Here is a 19,314-nt window from a genome sequence, read left to right as displayed (position 1 = left end):
GAGACTTCCCTGTCAGTACGAGCGAGGCAGACCCAGCGAGGTCTGCGCCACGAAGTTAAGCACCATCTCACGGCTGACCGGAGCGATGCGTGCCAGTCGCGAAGCCGTGACCGCGGCGGCGATGCCGTACTCCTTGGTCAGGCCGTTGCCGCCGAGCGACTGCACGGCCTGGTCGACCGCGCGCACCGAGGCCTCACCGGCGGCGTACTTGGCCATGTTGGCGGCTTCGGCGGCCCCGAAGTCATCACCGGCGTCGTACAGCGTGGCGGCCTTCTGCATCATCAGCTTGGCCAGCTCGAGTTCGATGTGGATCTGCGCCAGCGGGTGCGAGATGCCCTGGTGCGAACCGATCGGCACCTTCCAGACCTGACGGGTCTTGACGTACTCGGTCGCGGTGCGGATCGCCAGCCGGCCGGTGCCGACGGCCATGGCCGCACCGATGATCCGCTCCGGGTTCAGGCCCGCGAACAGCTGCGCGATCGCGGCGTCCTCGGAGCCGACGAGCGCATCGGCGGGCAGCCGCACCTCGTCCAGGAACACCTGGAACTGGCTCTCGGGGCTGATGATCTCCATCTCGATCTTGGTCCAGCTCAGGCCCGGCGCATCGGTCGGGACAACGAACAGCGCCGGCTTGAGGTTGCCGGTCTTGTGGTCCTCGGTGCGGCCGACGACCAGCACGGCGTCGGCCTGGTCGATGCCCGAGATGAAGACCTTCTGGCCGGACAGAATCCAGTCGCCGCCGTCGCGGCGGGCCGTCGTGGTGATGCGGTGGCTGTTGGAGCCGGCATCGGGTTCGGTGATCGCGAACGCCATGGTGAACGAGCCGTCCGCGAGGCCCGGGACCCAGCGCTTCTTCTGCTCCTCGGTGCCGTACTTCGAGATGATGGTGCCGTTGATGGCCGACGAGACCACCATCATCAGCAGCGGACAGCCATTGGCAGCCATCTCTTCCATGACCAGGCTCAGCTCGTACATGCCGGCGCCACCGCCGCCGTACTCCTCGGGCATGTTGACGCCGAGGAAGCCCAATTTGCCTGCCTCGGACCACAATTCGTCGGTGTGCTGTCCGGCGCGGGCCTTCTCCAGGAAGTAGTCCTGGCCGAATTTCGACGCCATGGCGACGACGGCCTCACGAAGCGCCTTGCGCTCGTCGGTTTCGATGAAAGACACGGTCATTCTCCTTCGGGGGTTTCTACGCGGGCCAGCACAGCGCCGACATCGACCTGCTGGCCGGGTTGCACGTTGAGTTCGGTGAGCACACCGGAATCCGGTGCGGCGATCGTGTGTTCCATTTTCATGGCTTCCAGCCAGATCAGCGGCTGGCCGGCCGTGACCGCGTCGCCGACGGCCGCGCCGACCCGGACCACCAGCCCAGGCATCGGGGCCAGCAGGGAGCCTTGGGCCACCGCGGAGTCCGGGTCGGGGAACCTCGGCTGAGCGACGAGGTGCACAGCACCGGCGGAGGAGTCGACGAACACGTCGGCGTCGTAACGCGCGACGTCGAACGACCGCTCAACTCCGTTGACCGACAACACCACCCGAGCCGGGTCGGTGGTCACCACGGTGACGTCGTCCCGGTCGGGCAGGTCGACGCCGTCGCGGGTGAACCGGTACCGCACCTGGTGCTCCGCCCCGGCCGCGTCGGTGTACGAACGGTTCTGGTAGCCCGACGCGAGGTTCCGCCAGCCGCTCGGCGCGGCGGCGAAAACCGTTGCCGTGGCCCGGTTGTGCGCGGCGTCGGCAAGGGCCGCGGCGACAGCGGCCAGCGTGACGTCGGTGTCCGCCGGGGCCGCCAGCTCGGCCAGTCCGTGCGTGTCGAAGAACGCGGTGTCGGTGTCACCGGCCAGGAAAGCGGGGTGCCGCAACACGTTCACCAGCAGGTCGCGGTTGGTGCGCAGGCCGTGGATGCGGGCCCGGGACAGCGCGTCGGCGAGGATCGCCGCCGCCCGGTCGCGGGTCGGTGCGAACGAGATGACCTTGGCCAGCATCGGGTCGTAGAACACCGACACCACCGAACCGTCGACGATGCCGGAGTCGACGCGCGTTCCGGCCCGACCCAGAAGGCTGAATTCGGTCCGGACGCCCGGTACGTCGAACCGGTGCACCGTCCCGGCCTGCGGCTGCCAGTCCTTGGCCGGGTCCTCGGCGTAGAGCCGGGCCTCGATCGAATGTCCGTGCGTCGCGGGCGGTTCCGCCGCGAGCACACCGCCGTCGGCCACATCCAATTGCAGTTCGACAAGGTCCAGCCCGGTGGTCTCCTCGGTGACCGGGTGCTCGACCTGCAGTCGGGTGTTCATCTCCAGGAAGAAGAAGTCGCCACCTCCGTCGGACATGAACTCGACGGTGCCGGCGCCGGTGTACCCGATCGCGGTGGCCGCCAGCCGGGCCGCCTCGAACAGCTTGGCGCGCATGCCCGGCGTCCGCTCCACGAGCGGGGACGGCGCTTCCTCGATGACCTTCTGGTGGCGGCGCTGGATGGAACATTCGCGTTCGCCGACGGCCCACACCGTGCCGTGCGCATCGGCCATCACCTGGACCTCGATGTGGTGACCGCTGGCGAGATAGCGCTCGCAGAACACCGTCGGATCACCGAACGCGGACTGGGCCTCGCGCTGCGCCGCCGCGACTTCGGCTGGTAGCGCGGACAATTCGCGCACCACCCGCATGCCGCGACCACCGCCGCCGGCGGACGCCTTGATCAGTACCGGCAGTTGGTCTGCGGTGACGGTGTCGGGGTCCAGCTCGGTCAGCACCGGAACGCCGGCCGCCGACATCAGCTTCTTGGCCTCGATCTTGGAGCCCATGGCCTGCACGGCGGCCACCGGCGGGCCGATCCACGTCAGCCCGGCGTCCTGCACCGCCGCCGCGAAATCCGGGTTCTCCGAGAGGAATCCGTAGCCGGGGTGAATGGCGTCGGCGCCGGACGCCTTGGCCGCGGCGATCAGCTGGGTGGCGTCGAGATAACCGGTGCGACCCTCGAGCCGCACCCGGTCGTCGGCCTCGGCGACGTGCGGGGCGGCGGCGTCGGGGTCGGTGTACACCGCGACGGTGCCGATGCCGAGCCGGCGGCAGGTGGCGAACACCCGGCGGGCGATTTCGCCGCGGTTGGCGACAAGGACTTTTGTGATCATGGAGCTACTCACATCCGGAAGACGCCGAAGTTCGACGTCCCCTCGATCGGCGCATTGGCAATGGCGGACAAGCACATTCCCAGCACGGTGCGGGTGTCGCGGGGGTCGATTATGCCGTCGTCGTAGAGCCGTCCGGACAGGAACGCCGGCAGCGACTCGGCGTCGATCTGCGCTTCGACGGCGGCACGCAGTGCCGCGTCGGCGGCTTCGTCGACCTGGCCGCCGCGGGCTTCGGTGGCCGCGCGGCTGACGATGGAAAGCACGCCGGCCAGCTGCGCGCCGCCCATCACCGCGGATTTCGCGCTGGGCCAGGCGAACAGGAACCGTGGGTCGTAGGCCCGGCCGCACATGCCGTAGTGGCCGGCGCCGTAGGAGGCGCCGATGAGCAGCGAGATGTGTGGCACCTTCGAATTGGAGACGGCGTTGATCATCATCGAGCCGTGCTTGATCATCCCGCCTTCCTCGTACGCCTTGCCGACCATGTAGCCGGTCGTGTTGTGCAGGAACAGCAATGGCGTGTCGGACCGGTTGGCCAGCTGGATGAACTGGGTCGCCTTCTGTGATTCCTCGCTGAACAACACGCCGCGCGCGTTGGCCAGGATGCCGACCGGGTAGCCCCACAGGTTGGCCCAGCCGGTCACCAGCGACGAGCCGTACAGCGGCTTGAACTCGTCGAAGTCCGAGCCGTCGACGATGCGGGCGATGACGTCGCGCGGATCGAACGGGATGCGCAGATCGGCGCCGACGATGCCCAGCAGTTCGTCTTCGGGATACAGCGGCGGCACCACCGGCGCCGGCGTCGGGCCCTGCTTGCGCCAGTTCAGCCGGGCCACGATGCGCCGGCCGATGCGGATGGCGTCGAGCTCGTCCTGCGCGAAGTAGTCGCCGAGACCCGAGGTGCGGGAGTGCATTTCGGCGCCACCGAGGGATTCGTCGTCGGATTCCTCGCCGGTGGCCATCTTGACCAGCGGCGGGCCGGCCAGGAACACCTTGGAGCGTTCCTTGATCATCACCACGTGGTCGGACATGCCGGGGATGTAGGCGCCGCCGGCGGTCGAGTTGCCGAACACCAACGCGATGGTTGGGATGCCCTCCGCCGACAGCCGGGTCAGGTCGCGGAACATCGCGCCGCCGGGAATGAAGATTTCCTTCTGCGTGGGCAGATCCGCGCCGCCCGACTCGACCATCGAGATCACCGGCAGCCGGTTCTCGCGGGCAATCTGGTTGGCGCGCAGGATCTTCTTGAGCGTCCACGGATTGCTCGTGCCGCCCTTGACGGTCGGATCGTTGGCGACGATCAGGCACTCGACGCCCTCGACGACACCGATGCCGGTGACGAGGCTGGCCCCGACGACGAAGTCGCTGCCCCACGCAGCCAGCGGACTGAGCTCCAGGAACGGCGAGTCCGGATCCACGAGCTGCTCGATGCGCTCGCGCGCGGTCAGCTTGCCGCGGGCATGGTGGCGGTCAACGTATTTCGCGCCGCCTCCGGCCAGCGCCTTGGCGTGTTCGGCATCCAGCTCGGTGAGCTTGGCCGTCATCGCCGCGGCTGCTTCGGTGTAGCCCGCCGCCGCGGTGTCGAGCCGAGATTTGAGGGCGGTCATGACTGGAATCCCAACGTCTTGGCAGCCAGCGAGGTGAGAATCTCGGTGGTGCCGCCGCCGATGCCGATGATGCGCATGTCGCGGTACTGCCGTTCGATTTCCGACTCGGCCATGTAGCCCATGCCGCCGAACAACTGGACGCCCGCATTGGCCACCCACTCACCGGCCTCGACGGCCGTGTTCTTCGCGAAACAGACCTCGGCGATCAGGTTCGTCTCACCGGCGAGCTCCCGCTCGACCAGGTGATGCGTGTACACCCGGGCGACGTCGATGCGCCGCGCCATCTCGGCGAGGGTGTTCTGCACCGACTGCCGCGTGATGAGCGGCCGGCCGAACGTCTCCCGGTCCCGGCACCACTGCACGGTCAGGTCCAGGCAGCGCTGCGCGCTCGCATACGCCTGCGCGGCAAGGCCGACCCGCTCGGAGACGAAGGCGCCGGCGATCTGTAGGAAGCCGGAGTTCTCGGGCCCGACCAGGTTGGCGGCCGGGACACGGACGTCGACGTAGGACAGCTCGGCGGTGTCCGACGAGCGCCAGCCCATCTTCTCCAGCTTGCGGCTGACGGTGAAGCCCGGCGTGTCCTTGTCCACCACGATCAGCGAAACACCCGCTGCGCCAGGGCCTCCGGTGCGCACCGCTGTCACCACATAGTCGGCACGCACACCCGAGGTGATGTAGGTCTTGGCGCCGTTGATGATGAAGTCGTCACCGTCGCGGTCGGCGCGGGTGGTCAGGTGCCCGACGTCCGAGCCGCCGCCGGGTTCGGTGATGGCCAGGGAGCCGATCATCTTGCCCTGCAACGTCGGTCGCACGTAGGTGTCGATCAGTCGCTGGTCGCCGGAGGCGATCATGTGCGGCGTGGAGATGCCGCAGGTGAACAGCGACGCGAAGACGCCGCCGGGCACGCCGGCGTAATGCAGCTCCTCGCAGACGATCACGGCGTCGGCGCCGTCGCCGCCCCCGCCGCCAACGGACTCGGGCGCCTGGGCGCCCAACAGTCCGGCGGCACCGGCTGCCTCGTGCAGCGAACGGGGCAGCTCGCCGCTGCGCTCCCATTCGTCGACGTGGGGGAGGATCTCGCGTTCGGCGAACGCGCGCACGGTCTTTCGCAGTGCGTCACGTTCGGGCGTGGTCCAGATGCTCACGAAAACAGTTCCTCCGGGATGTCGAGATGGCGGGTTCGTAGCCATTCCCCGAGGCCCTTGGCCTGGGGATCGAATCGGGCCTGATACGCGACGCCTTCGCCGAGGATGCCCTCGATGACGAAGTTGATGGCGCGCAGGTTGGGCAGCAGGTGTCGGGTCACGGGCAGCTCGGCTGCCTCGGGCAGGAGCTCGCGCAGCTTCTCGACCGTCAATGCGTTTGCCAGCCAACGCCATTGGTCGTCCGTGCGGACCCAGACCCCGACATTGGCAGAGCCGCCCTTGTCGCCGCTGCGGGCCCCGGCGATGGTGCCCAGCGGTGCGCGACGGACCGGCCCGGCGGGCAGGGGTTCCGGCAGCGCCGGATCGTCGACCGGTCCCAGCGTCACCGTCTCGGCGGACGGCGCGATGTTGGTGCGGGTGCCATCGGCCAGTACTGCCACGTGCGGCACCAGGGCCGCGTCGACGTAGCCGGGCTTGAACAGGCCGTACACCTGGCCGTCGCCCGGGGGCGCGGTGGTGGTGAAGCCCGGGTAGCTGGCCAGCGCGAGTTCGACTGCCGCTGCGGAGAATTGGCGGCCGACCTTGGCCGGATCGGGGTCGCGCACCACGCAGTGCAGCAGCGCGCTGGCGCGCTCCTCGGTGTCGGCGTCGGGATGATCGGTCCGCGCCAGCGTCCACTGCAACTCGGCCGGGCGCTGCGTGATGCCGGCCTCCAGCTGGCGCTGCAGCAGATCGGCCTTCGCCTCGATGTCGAGGCCGGTGAGGATGAACGACGCGGCATTGCGGAAGCCGCCGATGCTGTTGAGGGACACCTTCAACGTGGGCGGCGGCGCCTCGCCGCGCACGCCGGAGATGCGGACCCGGTCCGCGCCGTCGGACGTCAGCTCCAGCGAGTCGACCCGCAGGGTCGCGTCGGGGTTGGCGTAACGCGCGCCGGTGATCTCGTACAGCAGCTGCGCGGTGACGGTGTCGACGCTGACGCGTCCGCCGGTGCCGGGGTGCTTGGTGATCACCGACGACCCGTCGGCGGAGATCTCCGCCAGCGGGAAACCGGGGCGGATGAGGTCGGGAATCTCGGTGAAGAAGCTGAAGTTGCCACCGGTGGCCTGCATGCCGCATTCGATGACGTGGCCGGCGGCGATGGCGCCGGCGAGTGCGTCGTAGTCGGTTCGGGCCCAGCCGAAGTGGGCGGCGGCCGGTCCGACGATCACCGAGGCGTCGGTGACCCGGCCGGTGACGACGACGTCGGCGCCGGACTTCAGGCAGTCCACGATGCCCCAGGCGCCGAGGTAGGCGTTGGCCGACAGCGGGGTGCCGAAGCCGAGCTCGTCAGCGCGCGCCACGAGATCGTCGCCCTCGACGTGTGCCACGTTGACCGACAGCCCGAGCTTGTCGGCCAGGGCGCGTACCGCTGCTGCCAGGCCCGCCGGATTGAGGCCGCCGGCGTTGGCCACGATCTTCACGCCCTTGTCCAGGGCGAGGCCGAGGGACTGCTCCAGTTGGCGCAGGAAGGTCTTGGCGTACCCGAGGTCGGGGTTCTTGGCCCGGTCCCGCGCGAGGATCAGCATGGTCAGCTCGGCGAGGTAGTCGCCGGTCAGGTAGTCCAGCTCCCCCCCGGCGAGCATCTCGTGCATCGCCGCCAGCCGGTCGCCATAGAACCCTGAGCAGTTACCGATCCGGACTGCTGGTGATGTCACACACACTCCCGTCGTTCAACCAACCGGTAGGGAGGTTAGTCGGTACTAGCGGTACCGAGTCAAGGGGGCTGGGGGTTGCGTGTTGCCCGGTTGGGGCGACGTTTTGGAGCCTACGCAGGTCGACGGCTATCCTGAGGTGCAATCGCTGCGCACGCGAGAAGCAATAGAGCGCCCCCAGGCCCTATTTGTTCGCGACGCGGCCGACCGCAAGCAATTCCGTTTAGTCAGAGAGGTGCACATCATGGCTGTGCCCAAGCGCAGGATGTCGCGCTCGAACACCCGTAGCCGTCGCGCGCAGTGGAAGGCCGAGGCCACTGGCCTGGTCAACGTGAACGTCGCAGGTCAGGCACACAAGGTGCCGCGTCGCCTGCTCAAGGCCGCGCGTCTGGGTCTGATCGACCTCGACCGCCGCGCCTGAACCGACTGACGGTTTTTCTCGCGCCCGCGTGGCGCGTCTTCTCAGTCCGCTCTCAGATGGTGGGGTGAGACTGTGCCTGTGCGAATCCTTGTAGTCGACGATGACCGCGCTGTACGCGAATCACTGCGTCGGTCACTGACTTTCAACGGGTACTCGGTCGAACTGGCGCAAGACGGTGTCGAGGCGCTGGAGCGCATCTCCAGCGACCGGCCCGACGCTGTCGTGCTCGACGACATGATGCCCCGGCTGGATGGGCGCGGTGTCTGCCGTCAGCTGCGCAGCAGCGGTGACGACCTTCCGGTGCTGATGCTGACCGCCCGTGACTCGATCGATGAGCGGGTGGCCGGCCTCGACGCCGGTGCCGACGATTACCTGCCGAAGCCTTTCGCGCTCGAGGAGCTCCTGGCCCGGATGCGGGCCCTGCTCCGCCGTACCGGCCCCGCCGACGGCGCCGAGTCGGCGGCGTTGACGTTTTCCGACCTCAGCCTCGATCCGGTGACCCGCGAGGTCACCCGGGGGTCCCGGTCGATCAGCCTGACCCGCACCGAGTTCTCGCTGCTCGAGATGCTCATCCACAACCCGCGCCGAGTACTCAGCCGCAGCCGGATCCTCGAAGAGGTGTGGGGCTTCGATTTTCCGACGTCGGGCAATGCCCTCGAGGTCTACGTCGGGTACCTGCGCCGCAAGACCGAGGCCGAGGGAGAACCACGCCTGATCCATACCGTGCGCGGCGTGGGTTACGTGCTGCGTGAGACGCCGCCCTGATGCTCGACAAGCTTCGCGCAACCGTGGATCGGAAGATGCGGGAAGTGCCGCAGATGCCGGCGACGACGCCGGACGGCACGGTGCAACACGACGCCAGCTCGGTGTCGCTGAAATGGCGCGTCATGCTGCTCGCGATGTCGATGGTGGCGATGGTCGTCGTCCTCATGTCGGTCGCGGTGTACGTGGTGGTGTCCAAGGCGCTGTACGGCGACATCGACAACCAGTTGCACAGCCGCGCGCAACTGCTCATCGAGAGCGGTTCCCTGGCCGTCGACCCCGGCAAGGCCATCGAGGGCACCGCCTACTCGGACGTCAACGCGATGTACGTCATCCCGGGCCAGTCGATCTTCACCGCGAATCAGCAGGGGCAGACGCTGCCGCTCGGGACGCCGGAGAAGGACGTCATCGCCGGCAAGCTCCTGATGTCGTTGCGCACCACCAACTATCAGCGCGTGCTGGCGGTCCACCTGCAGTCGGGCAATTCGCTGCTGATCTCCAAGAACCTCTGGCCCACCAGCCAGGTGCTCAAACGCCTCGGCACCATTTTGCTCATCGTGGGTGGAATCGGCATGGCCGTCGCCGCGATCGCCGGTGGCACGGTCGCGCGGACCGGGCTGAGACCCGTGGCCCGGTTGACCGAGGCCACCGAACGCGTGGCCCGCACCGATGATCTGCGCCCCATCCCGGTGTACGGCAATGACGAATTGGCCAGGCTGACAGAGGCTTTCAACATGATGTTGCGGGCGCTCGCCGAGTCGAGAGACCGGCAGGCCCGGTTGGTGTCGGATGCCGGGCATGAGTTGCGCACACCGCTGACGTCACTGCGGACCAATGTCGAACTGCTGATGGCGGCCATGGCACCCGGCGCGCCGCCGTTCCCCGAGGAGGAGATGGCGGGCCTGCAGTCCGACGTCATCGCCCAGATCGAGGAGCTGTCCACGCTCGTCGGCGACCTGGTCGACCTGACCCGCGACGACGCCGCGGTGACGGTCCACGAGCCCGTCGAGATGGCCGAGGTCGTCGAGCGCAGTCTGGAACGAGTTCGCCGCCGCCGCAACGACATTGACTTCGACGTCGACATCGCCGGCTGGCAGGTGTACGGCGACGGGGCGGGGTTGTCCCGGGCGGTGCTGAACCTGCTCGACAACGCTGCCAAGTGGAGTCCGGCCGGCTCGGTGGTGCGGGTCCGGCTCGCGCGCATCAACCCGACGCACGCGGAGCTGGTGGTCTCCGACTGGGGCCCCGGCATACCGCCGCAGGAGCGGGCGCTGGTGTTCGAGCGTTTCTACCGGTCGACGACGGCGCGCGCGATGCCCGGTTCCGGTCTGGGACTGGCCATCGTGAAGCAGGTTGTGCTCAAACACGGTGGCGCACTGCGGATCGAGGACACCGTGCCGGGCGGGACGCCACCGGGCACGTCGATCCATCTCGTGTTGCCGGGACGACCCTCAGGCGTCACCGCAACACACCGACCTTCTGGGCTGGACGTAACGGGCGTGACCACGGAAAATGAACCTGCCCGGACGGGGGAGGAAGTCTAGGGTGCGGCCTGTGGTGTCTCAGTGGATTCTCAGCCCGAATGGGCACCGTGCGGTCATGTCGTTCGTTGTCCCGGCAACGGATCGGAAATACAGGAAGAGTGTCGACCAGTAATGACGAATCACCCGAGGTACTCGCAGCAGCCCGAGTCCGGTCGGCGTCCTGATTCCTATCAGTCCTCGCCCGGCTACGGCGCGTCGCCGCAGCAGGGGTCGTCGTACGACTGGCGCTACGCCGGCCAGCAACAGAACACCGGGCAGTACCCCACGGGCAGCTACTCGACCGGTCAGTACCAGACGGGGCAGCACCAGACCGGTTCGTACACCACCGGCCAGTACTCGACGGGCCAGTACGGCACGCAGCCGTACGACCCCTATCGCAACGGGTCGCCGAACGGCCGGCCTTCGATCGCGCCCCGGCCGCAAAACCGTTCCCGCACAGGGACTCTGATCGCCGGTATGGCGGCGGTGGCACTGGTGTCCGCGGGTATCGGCGGCGGCATCGTGATGCTGGCGCAGCCCGACTACTCGAGCAGCTCGACCTCGTTGGGCGGTTCGGCGCGCGGACAGCACGCCGGGAATGCGCCGATCGGTTCGGTGGAGCAGGTCGCCGCCAAGGTGGTGCCCAGTGTCGTGAAACTCGAGACCGACATGGGCCGGGCCTCCGAGGAGGGCTCGGGCATCATCCTGTCCGCCGACGGGCTCATCCTCACCAACAACCACGTGGTGGCCGGTGCCAAAGACGCCCCGCCGCCCGGGGCTCCGCCGGTGCAGACCAAGGTCACGTTCAACACCGGTAGCACCGCGACGTTCCAGATCGTCGGGACGGATCCGAGCAGTGACATCGCAGTCGTGCGGGCCAAGGGCGTCTCGGGCCTGACGCCCATCGCGCTGGGATCGTCGTCCAACCTGGTGGTGGGCCAGCAGGTGGTGGCCGTCGGTTCGCCGCTGGGTCTGCAGGGCACGGTGACCGAGGGCATCATCAGCTCGCTGAATCGCCCCGTCGCCGCCGGCGGCGATGCCAAGAACCAGAACACCGTGCTGGACGCCATCCAGACCGACGCCGCGATCAACCCCGGCAACTCCGGTGGCGCGCTCGTCAACATGAGCGGCGAGCTGGTCGGCATCAACTCGGCGATCGCGACGCTCGGCGGGGATTCCGGCCAGTCGCAGAGCGGTTCGATCGGCCTGGGCTTCGCCATTCCGGTGGACCAGGCCAAGCGCATCGCCGACGAGCTGATCAAGAACGGCATCGCCAGCCATGCGTCGCTCGGCGTGCAGGTGGGTAATGACAAGGCCATCGACGGGGCCAAGATCGTCGACGTCACCAACGGTGGGGCGGCCCAGTCGGCCGGTCTGCCGAGTGGTGTGGTGGTGACCAAGGTGGACGACCGGGTGATCAGCAGCGCCGACGCGCTGGTGGCCGCCGTGCGCTCGAAGGCGCCCGGCGACAAGGTCACGCTGACCTACCTCGACACCGCGGGCAAACCGCAGACCGTTCAGGTGACCCTGGGAAAGGCGCAACAGTGATGAGTGCAGGGCCGAGTTCGATGTCAGAGGCGGGATATACGGTGACAGGCATGGAACAGGCAGGGGAATTGGCCGGGCGCGCGCTCGTCGTGGTCGTGGACGACCGGACCGCGCACGGCGAAGAGGATCACAGCGGCCCGTTGGTCACCGAACTGCTCGGTGAGGCCGGCTTCCTCGTCGACGGCGTCGTCGTGGTCCCGGCCGATGAGATCGAGATTCGCAACGCCCTGAACACCGCCGTGATCGGCGGCGTCGATCTGGTCATCTCCGTCGGTGGCACCGGCGTCAGCCCGCGTGATGTCACGCCGGAAGCCACCCGCACCATGCTCGATCGCGAATTGCTCGGTATCGCCGAGGCGCTGCGTTCGTCGGGTCTCGCCGCAGGTATTTCGGACGCTGGGCTCTCGCGTGGCCTCGCCGGAGTCTCGGGAAGCACGCTGGTGGTCAACATCGCCGGCTCACGTGCGTCGGTGCGCGACGGCATGGCGACGCTGGGGCCGTTGGCGGCGTACATCATCGCGCAGCTGTCGAGCCTCGACATCTGATAGCTGAGCCCCGCTGGGGCTCGTAGGTCGAACGGAGTGGTCATGAGTTCGTCTCACCTGGACCCTTCAATTTGGCAAAAATGTGAGCTTGATCACACTGTGGGAGGGCTGTGATGAGCGATACACAGCCCTCTCGCGACCTAGTTAACAAGGTGTTCGGCGACGTTTTGCCGGACGTTACCCGGGACGAATGTAACGAACCCTCCCCGGTCGGGGAGGGTGACCGGGATCGCTGGCTACGGGAAAACGTCCCGCCGCACCACAGCTGAACAACATTTCACCTCGCGTCGACGATCGGGACCGAAGTGTCGCATGAGACGATCTCCAAGATCGTCGACGAGAGATCTCCGATGAGGTGCTGGCCTGGCAGCGCCGGCCGTTGGAGCCGCTGTATCCGGTGATCTACCTCGACGCGATGATCGTGAAGGTCAAAGACGGTGGCCACACCCGCAACAAGGCCGCGCACATCGCGGTGGGCGTGGATATGGCCGGGGTCAAGCACGTTCTGGGGATCTGGGTCCAGCCCAATGAAGGTGCCTCGTTCTGGGCGTCGGTGTGCGCGGACCTGGCCAATCGGGGTGTCAAGGACGTGCTGATCGTGTGCTGCGACGGGCTCACGGGCTTTCCGGAGGCGATCGCCGCGACCTGGTCGCAGGCCGCGGTGCAGACCTGCGTGGTGCACCTGACTCCGCAACGCGCTGCGGTTCGTGTCCTATGCCGACCGCAAGGCCGTGGCCGCGGCGCTCAAGCCGATCTACACCGCAGCCGATGCCGACGCTGCCCGCGTCGAGTTGGACGCGTTCGCCGCCTCGGAGCTGGGGAAGAAGAACCCAACGGTGACAATGGTTTTCGAACGGGCATGGGAGCAGTTCATCCCGTTTTTGGCGTTCCCGCCCGAGCTGCGCCGGGTGATCTACACGACCAACTCAATCGAGTCGTTGAATATCAGTTGCGCAAGATCATCAAGCACCGCGGCCAGTTCCCCAACGACGCCGCAGTGGTCAAATTGCTGTGGCTGGCGATCTGCAACATCGAAGACAAACGCGCCGCCGAGCGGGCCAAGGAACGCGGCCAGAAACAGGGCCGCACAGCCCCTGGACGCCTCGTGGAAGGGCAGGTGGTCACCAACTGGAAGGAAGCACTCGAACAACCCGCAGTGCTGCGGCCTGGGTGATGGTGGTCCGCACCAATATGTCGGTGTTGCCGGTGGCGCATTCTCAGCCCACGATCCGCCCGGCGTAGGCGTCGATGGCGAACGCGGTGTCCACGAACGCCCCGCCGGCCAATCGGACGTAGACATCCCACGCGAGTGAGTTGTCAAGCAGCGGCCGGATTTTCCTGCTCTCGGTGTGGCCAGGCAGCGATGTCGTCCCACATCTGGCCGTTGGCCAAGCACCACCTCGGCCCAGTCGACCCCGCAGGTCAGCGTCATGTAGTTGTCTCCGTTCCAGTTGCCGCGTGTTCTCCTTCGTTGAGCTCGAGGCTGGTGCGGCGACCTAATGGACAGCGCTCGATGGCGCGGCATCTCACTAGCCGATCACGTACCTCGTGGCGGACCGGCAGGGTCACCGTCTACATAAGAGATCTCTGACGCGTCCGTGTCATCACATGCAGTGATCACCTGCCGGCAGCTCACCGGCCAGACTGCGCCCGGATCGATGAAATCTCAGTGACCCCTGCCGGTTCGCCTCCTGCGTGTCGGAACGAAATCCGACTCTCCCATTAGGTGATGTCGACCACCCGCAGCTGATTCGGTTGGGTGGCAAAGAAATTGCGCTTCACCAGGTCCTTCGGTTTGGTCAGATCAGGATCGACGTGGGTGGTGAACACCCGCCGCCCGCGGTGCACTCCGCGTACCCCGGCCAGGCGCATCAGCCGGCGGGTCTGTTCACGGCCGACGGCGTAGCCTTCCCGCCGCATCAGAGCATGTGTCGCCTGCCATGAGCTTGGGACCACTCTGATCTGATTTTTGCCAGGGTGATGGGACCACCTGGATTGCCGGTTATGGGACCACCGGCGCGCCGCGTCGGTGGTCCCTTCATTTGTTCGTTCGATCGCCGTGACAGCGCAAGTCACGGAGGTCGGCGGCATGGCTTTTCGGGAGGTCAGTGTGAACGAGATCAGGGAAGTACTTCGGGTGTGGCTGGGGGTGGCGGGGCTGCCCGCACCTGGATACCGCACCATCGCCGCTCATTGCGGCGTGGACCGAAAAACGGTGCGCCGCTACGTCGAGGCCGCCCAGGCGGCCGGGTTACGCCGCAGTGACGACGTGAGCGCCATCGATGACGGGTTGGTCGGGGCGGTCGCCGAAGCGGTGCGTCCGGCCCGTCTGAACGGCCATGGTGCGGCGTGGGAGCAACTCGTCGCGTTCGAGGAGCAGATCCGCGCGTGGGTGGCCGGTAAGGGTGAGCAGCGGCCGTTGACGGTCACCAAGATCCATACCCTGTTAGCCCGGCAGGGCTGTGTGGTGCCGTATCGCACATTGCACCGATTCGCCAGTGAGCGTTGCGGTTTCGGCCGCAAAGACACCACCGTGCGGGTCGCTGACGGTGACCCGGGGATCGAGTGCCAGATCGATTTCGGCTATCTCGGGATGCTCACCGACGCCACCGATGGACGGCGCCGGCGGGTGCATGCGTTGATCTTCACCGCCGTGTACTCCCGTCACATGTTCGTGTGGCTGTCCTATTCGCAGACCCTGGCCGCGGTGATCGCCGGCGCCCAGGCGGCGTGGGCGTTTTTCGGGGGTGTGTTCGCGGTGCTGATCCCCGACAACTTGAAACCGGTGATCGCCGCCGCGGACGCGCTCAATCCGCGATTCACCCAGGGGTGGCTCGACTACGCCGCCCATGCCGGGTTCCTCACCGACCCGGCGCGGGTGCGGTCCCCGAAAGACAAACCCCGGGTGGAACGCGTGGTGCAGCATGTGCGCCGAAACTTTTGGGACGGTGAGACTTTCACCAGTCTCGATGCGGCGCAGCAGGCCGCGGCGACGTGGTGCGCACGGACCGCTGGTAGCCGTATCCACGGCACCACCTGCGCGCGCCCACTGGAGGTGTTCACCGCCGAGGAAGCCCCGGTGCTGCTGCCGGCGCCGGGAGCCTACGACGTACCGGTGTTCAAACAGGTGAAGGTGCACAAGGATTTTCACGCCGAGGTCGGCAAAGCGTTGTACTCGCTGCCCGAGCAGTGGATCGGCACCACGCTGGATGTGCGTGCCGACAGTGAGCTGGTCAAGTTCTACCACCGCGGCACACTGGTGAAATCCATCCCCGCCAACGCCCAGGGGGGCGCAGCACCGACCGCGACGATCTGCCCGAGCACAAGGCCGGGTACGCACTGCGGGACTTGTCCGCGCTGATCGCCACCTGCGCCGCGGCCGGTCCGAACATCGGGATCTACGCCGAACGCATCCTGGATGACCCGCTGCCATGGACCCGGATGCGCACCGTCTACCGGCTGCAGGGCTTGGTGCGCCGCTACGGCGCCGACCGGGTCGAGGCGGCGTGCGCGCTGTCACTGGAGCTCGATGTCGTCTCGGTCAACAAGATCGCTTCCATGCTGGAGCGGGCCACCGAGAACACCGCCCCGGCACTACCACAAGCCGTCGGGCAGGGCGCCACCCGATTCGCCCGCGATCCAGCCGAATTCACCACCACCACAAACACTTTGACCATTGTCCCCAACACCCCCGCCGAGGAGAACTGACATGACCAGCACCCCCCCGCAGCGCCGCAGACCCGGTCGGCACCGACCTGCTCCGGCTACTGAAGACCCTCAAACTCGGTGCCCTGGCCGACACACTGCCCGACCGCGCCGCCCTGGCCCGTCAACACAAGCTCAGCCACATCGGGTTCCTCGAAACACTGCTCGCCGACGAGGTCACCCGACGCGAATCCCGTTCCGCGGCACTACGATCCGCCAAGGCCGGACTCGACCCGAGCATGCGGTTCGACACCTAGACCACACAAGAGGACTTGCGCTATGACCGCACCCTGCTCGGGGACCTGACCTCCCTGCGATTCCTTGACGCAGGCCAATCCGCGATTATCCTCGGCCCCGTCGGCGTCGGCAAAACACACCTGGCAACAGCATTGGGGCACATGGCAATTCGACGACGCCACACCGTACTGTTCGCCCGATCGGACAAACTGTTCACCCGGCTGCGCGCCGCCCGCCTCGACAACACCGTCGACACCGAAATCCGCCGCCTGACCGCCATCGACGTCCTCATCATCGACGACTTCGCCCTGCGCCCGCTCGGCGCCACCGAGACCAGCGACTTCTACGAAATCATCGTCGAACGCCACCGCGCCAAGACCACCATCGTGACCTCGAACCGAGAACCCGCCGAATGGCTGACCATGACCGCCGACACCCTGCTGGCTCAATCAGCGATCGACCGCCTCACCGCCACCGCCCACACCCTGGTCATCGAAGGACCGTCCTACCGCCAACGCACCCGCCCGGCCAGCTTGACCCAGACCAGGCCAACGAGCATCCTCAATAACGCGCCACGGTGGTCCCATCCCCCTGGCAATCAGGTGGTCCCATCACCTTGGCAAGCGACAGCATGCATTTTCTTCACCCCATACACCGAGAAATTCTGCTTGTGTAGGGTCCTGATGGTGTCGACCAGTTGCGCGTCGCTGATCGAACGTGCCGATACTGCACGGGATTTGGCGGCACGATAGCCACGCGAGGTGATCCAGCCCACGAGTGTGGCACCCAGGGTGCGGCAGATGAGCTCAACCCCGAACTGGCCGCGATAGGTGTCGATGAACGCGATCATTTCGTCGTGGGGCGGTCGAGCTCTGCGGCAAAAAACGCCGACGCGGCTTTGAGGATCTCGTTGGCCCGGCAGGCCTCGGCGAGCTCACACTTGAGCCGACGGATCTCCGCATGCTCGGCGCTGGTGGTGCCCGTACGCTCGCCAGCGTCGACCTGAGCCTTACGCAACCACCGGCGCACGGTTTCCTCGGCCACATGCATCTTGGCCGCGACCCGGCGGATCGCCTCGTACTCGGTCAGCACCGAGTCTTCCTCCATGACCGCCGCCACCAAGCGGACCGCTTTGTGCCGGATCTCCGGCCGATACTGCTTCGGCATGATTCCAATCCTCCAATACGGATCGGAACAAAACCTGGGGTAGTTCAGGGGCGGATCAACTGGAGAAGAACCCCAGCGAGGCCAGTTCATCCGTCGCCGCTTCCGGCACGGTGGAAACGTTACCGGCGGACGGCATGCCACGTGAGGTCATTGAGGCGCCGCCTATTGGAAACGATTTTCGACAAGCCCTTGGGTGTCGGGTATCGTCGGCAGCCATTAATGAAAACAATTTTCACTTAGTTGACGGAGGTTCCATGGAAGCTGGCATTCACCCAGGCCACCACCACCCGGTCGCCTTCCGGGACGCCACCCCCGGCCGCACGTTCCTGACCCGCTCCACCGCCACCAGCTCGCGAACCGTCCATGAATTTCGTGTTCAATGATGTGGAATTGGCAAGAGCAACATGCGAATTCGCCCATCGGACACATATGGACATCTTGCGACCGTTGCACGGATGGCGTATTAGCGCCACCGGCTAGGTTGGGGAGAGCATGAGGGTGGTTGGTCGGGTGCTGTTGGCGATGGCAGCGGCGGTGTCGTCGCCGTTCCTGGGCGCGGGGGCAGGGACGTCCCATGCGGGTCTGGACAATGAGCTGAGCCTGGTCGATGGTCAGGATCGGACGTTGACGGTGCAGCAGTGGGACACGTTCCTCAACGGGGTGTTCCCTCTGGATCGCAACCGGTTGACGCGTGAGTGGTTCCATTCGGGCCGGGCCAAGTACAACTGCGCTGGTACGGGTTGTGACGGGTTCGCGGGCACGTTGGAGTTGGGTTATCAGATTGGTTTCCCATGGTCGCTGGGTGTGGGGATCAATTTCAGTTACACCACACCGAACATCCTGCTCGATGATGTGACGCCGGCGACGTTCTTCCCGGGCACCATCGGCAGCGGTTCCGGTGGCATCATCACGCCGAACCTATTCCCGGGTGTGTCGATTTCTGCTGACCTGGGCAATGGTCCGGGTATCCAGGAAGTCGCGACGTTCTCGGTGGACGTGTCCGGCCCGGCCGGTGCTGTTGCCGTCTCGAATGCCCATGGCACGGTCACTGGCGCCGCCGGCGGTGTTCTTCTGCGTCCCTTCGCCCGGCTGATCGCCAAGACCGGTGATAGCGTCACCACCTACGGCGAACCCTGGAACATGAACTGAATCGCCCCGACTTTCGTGCACACCTGGGGTTGACCCCTGACGGGGTGGGACTGAACCGCCCCAGGTTTGATGCCGCTGCTGTTTGAGTCCGGAAGGATGAGCAGCATGCCGAAGAAAATCGATCCTGCCTTGCGTGAGCGGGCGGTGCGGCTGGTGACCGAGCATCAGCAGGAGTACTCGTCGTTGACCGCCGCTTCGGAAGCGGTGGCCCGTCAGCTTGGGGTGGGTAAGGAATCGGTGCGGCGCTGGGTGGTGCAGGCCCAGATCGATGATGGTCAACGACCCGGTGTCACCACGGAGGAGAACGAGGAAATCAAGCGGCTGAGGGCTGAAAACCGAAGGCTACGTGAGGATGTCGCGATTCTGAAAGCGGCGACAACTTTCTTCGCGGGGGAGCTGTGCGCCACGAGGCGCTGGGTATATCGAGAGGCGGTGAGAGACCGTCTCCTTCGGGTCGTCGCAGCGGCCTGAGGAAGCATCGGGGCAGCCGATCGCCGGGAACGACGGTGAGCGGTGGCAAGCGGCCCCGAGAAGGCGAGCCGTGCCGGTACTGCCAGACGGTGCGGGCTTGTCGAGCAAGGTCAGAAGGTGCAGCGCAAGCGAACCTGTTGACGACGCCTGAAAACTGACCCCCTGTCGACGGGTGAATTTTGACCCCCGTCATTGATAGGAGGGTGATTTCA

13 protein-coding genes and 4 pseudogenes are annotated in these 19,314 nt (G+C 66.6%); 10 read left to right on the top strand and 7 right to left on the bottom strand.

All coding sequences use genetic code 11. The features are described from left to right. Window positions 1–12: 12 nt before the first annotated feature. From ACJH7A_RS16265 to ACJH7A_RS16245, 5 genes are read right to left on the bottom strand one after another with little or no spacing between them, the layout of a single operon-like run. A complete protein-coding gene (locus ACJH7A_RS16265) occupies window positions 13–1,176 on the bottom strand; it encodes an acyl-CoA dehydrogenase family protein (RefSeq protein ID WP_406802340.1) in 1,164 nt (387 codons plus the stop codon). Further along, window positions 1,173–3,131, bottom strand: coding sequence for an acetyl/propionyl/methylcrotonyl-CoA carboxylase subunit alpha (locus ACJH7A_RS16260; protein WP_406802339.1), 1,959 nt, complete (start codon window positions 3,129–3,131; stop codon window positions 1,173–1,175). The genes ACJH7A_RS16265 and ACJH7A_RS16260 overlap by 4 nt, the downstream gene beginning before the upstream one ends. An 8-nt stretch (window positions 3,132–3,139) precedes the next feature. Further along, window positions 3,140–4,735: an acyl-CoA carboxylase subunit beta gene (locus ACJH7A_RS16255; protein WP_061005711.1), complete on the bottom strand. Its 1,596-nt coding sequence runs from the start codon at window positions 4,733–4,735 to the stop codon at window positions 3,140–3,142. Continuing rightward, a complete protein-coding gene (locus tag ACJH7A_RS16250) occupies window positions 4,732–5,880 on the bottom strand; it encodes an acyl-CoA dehydrogenase family protein (protein ID WP_061005709.1) in 1,149 nt (382 codons plus the stop codon). The genes ACJH7A_RS16255 and ACJH7A_RS16250 overlap by 4 nt, the downstream gene beginning before the upstream one ends. Then, window positions 5,877–7,577, bottom strand: a complete 1,701-nt coding sequence (locus ACJH7A_RS16245; RefSeq protein WP_346416137.1) for an acyclic terpene utilization AtuA family protein — start codon at window positions 7,575–7,577, stop codon at window positions 5,877–5,879. The genes ACJH7A_RS16250 and ACJH7A_RS16245 overlap by 4 nt, the downstream gene beginning before the upstream one ends. A 241-nt stretch (window positions 7,578–7,818) precedes the next feature. Between ACJH7A_RS16245 and rpmF the strand changes: the two genes are divergently transcribed. The 6 genes and pseudogenes from rpmF to ACJH7A_RS16215 form a co-directional block, all read left to right on the top strand. Then, a complete protein-coding gene (rpmF, locus tag ACJH7A_RS16240) occupies window positions 7,819–7,995 on the top strand; it encodes a 50S ribosomal protein L32 (RefSeq protein WP_061005745.1) in 177 nt (58 codons plus the stop codon). 78 nt (window positions 7,996–8,073) lie between these two features. Continuing rightward, entirely contained in the window at window positions 8,074–8,760 is a 687-nt protein-coding gene (locus ACJH7A_RS16235; RefSeq protein WP_020099048.1) for a response regulator transcription factor, read from the top strand. A gap of 53 nt (window positions 8,761–8,813) precedes the next feature. Further along, window positions 8,814–10,301, top strand: coding sequence for a HAMP domain-containing sensor histidine kinase (locus ACJH7A_RS16230; protein ID WP_133426650.1), 1,488 nt, complete (start codon window positions 8,814–8,816; stop codon window positions 10,299–10,301). 111 nt (window positions 10,302–10,412) lie between these two features. Continuing rightward, complete coding sequence (locus ACJH7A_RS16225) at window positions 10,413–11,828, top strand: S1C family serine protease (protein ID WP_406802338.1); 1,416 nt, start codon at window positions 10,413–10,415, stop codon at window positions 11,826–11,828. Between the two features lie 20 nt (window positions 11,829–11,848). Continuing rightward, on the top strand, window positions 11,849–12,373 hold the full coding sequence (locus ACJH7A_RS16220; RefSeq protein WP_133763292.1) for a molybdenum cofactor biosynthesis protein B: 525 nt from the start codon (window positions 11,849–11,851) through the stop codon (window positions 12,371–12,373). A 275-nt stretch (window positions 12,374–12,648) separates the two neighbouring features. Beyond that, a pseudogene (locus ACJH7A_RS16215) lies at window positions 12,649–13,547 on the top strand (IS256 family transposase); the annotation flags it as partial. 548 nt (window positions 13,548–14,095) lie between these two features. On the opposite strand, the gene ACJH7A_RS16210 reads toward ACJH7A_RS16215, so the two are convergent. Continuing rightward, window positions 14,096–14,293 (bottom strand): hypothetical protein, encoded by a 198-nt coding sequence (locus tag ACJH7A_RS16210; RefSeq protein ID WP_061006803.1) that lies wholly within the window; start codon window positions 14,291–14,293, stop codon window positions 14,096–14,098. A 169-nt stretch (window positions 14,294–14,462) separates the two neighbouring features. Here ACJH7A_RS16210 and istA point away from each other — a divergent pair. Both istA and istB read left to right on the top strand, forming a co-directional pair. Then, window positions 14,463–16,081 (top strand): annotated as a pseudogene (istA, locus tag ACJH7A_RS16205) (IS21 family transposase). A 47-nt stretch (window positions 16,082–16,128) separates the two neighbouring features. After that, window positions 16,129–17,067, top strand: a pseudogene (istB, locus tag ACJH7A_RS16200) (IS21-like element helper ATPase IstB). 94 nt (window positions 17,068–17,161) lie between these two features. On the opposite strand, the gene ACJH7A_RS16195 reads toward istB, so the two are convergent. After that, on the bottom strand, window positions 17,162–17,482 hold the full coding sequence (locus ACJH7A_RS16195) for a transposase (RefSeq protein WP_406802337.1): 321 nt from the start codon (window positions 17,480–17,482) through the stop codon (window positions 17,162–17,164). Window positions 17,483–17,974: 492 nt separating this feature from the next. On the opposite strand from ACJH7A_RS16195, the gene ACJH7A_RS16190 reads away from it, so the two are divergent. Both ACJH7A_RS16190 and ACJH7A_RS16185 read left to right on the top strand, forming a co-directional pair. Further along, complete coding sequence (locus tag ACJH7A_RS16190; RefSeq protein WP_406802336.1) at window positions 17,975–18,631, top strand: MspA family porin; 657 nt, start codon at window positions 17,975–17,977, stop codon at window positions 18,629–18,631. A gap of 105 nt (window positions 18,632–18,736) precedes the next feature. After that, window positions 18,737–19,024, top strand: a pseudogene (locus ACJH7A_RS16185) (transposase); the annotation flags it as partial. Window positions 19,025–19,314 lie beyond the last annotated feature (290 nt).

Source organism: Mycobacterium sp. SMC-17 (genome assembly GCF_045310915.1).
In the GTDB taxonomy this organism is placed as follows: Bacteria; Actinomycetota; Actinomycetes; order Mycobacteriales; family Mycobacteriaceae; genus Mycobacterium.
This window is presented reverse-complemented; position numbering and strand designations above follow the sequence as displayed.

Excerpts from the sequence above, each read along its gene's own strand:
- rpmF (WP_061005745.1), top strand. The coding sequence starts at position 7,819 with ATGGCTGTGCCCAAGCGCAGGATGTCGCGCTCGAACACCCGTAGCCGT.
- ACJH7A_RS16220 (WP_133763292.1), top strand. The coding sequence starts at position 11,849 with ATGTCAGAGGCGGGATATACGGTGACAGGCATGGAACAGGCAGGGGAA.
- ACJH7A_RS16190 (WP_406802336.1), top strand. The coding sequence starts at position 17,975 with ATGAGGGTGGTTGGTCGGGTGCTGTTGGCGATGGCAGCGGCGGTGTCG.
- ACJH7A_RS16260 (WP_406802339.1), bottom strand. The coding sequence starts at position 3,131 with ATGATCACAAAAGTCCTTGTCGCCAACCGCGGCGAAATCGCCCGCCGG.
- ACJH7A_RS16265 (WP_406802340.1), bottom strand. The coding sequence starts at position 1,176 with ATGACCGTGTCTTTCATCGAAACCGACGAGCGCAAGGCGCTTCGTGAG.
- ACJH7A_RS16210 (WP_061006803.1), bottom strand. The coding sequence starts at position 14,293 with ATGCGGCGGGAAGGCTACGCCGTCGGCCGTGAACAGACCCGCCGGCTG.
- ACJH7A_RS16225 (WP_406802338.1), top strand. The coding sequence starts at position 10,413 with ATGACGAATCACCCGAGGTACTCGCAGCAGCCCGAGTCCGGTCGGCGT.
- ACJH7A_RS16195 (WP_406802337.1), bottom strand. The coding sequence starts at position 17,482 with ATGCCGAAGCAGTATCGGCCGGAGATCCGGCACAAAGCGGTCCGCTTG.
- ACJH7A_RS16230 (WP_133426650.1), top strand. The coding sequence starts at position 8,814 with ATGCCGGCGACGACGCCGGACGGCACGGTGCAACACGACGCCAGCTCG.
- ACJH7A_RS16255 (WP_061005711.1), bottom strand. The coding sequence starts at position 4,735 with ATGACCGCCCTCAAATCTCGGCTCGACACCGCGGCGGCGGGCTACACC.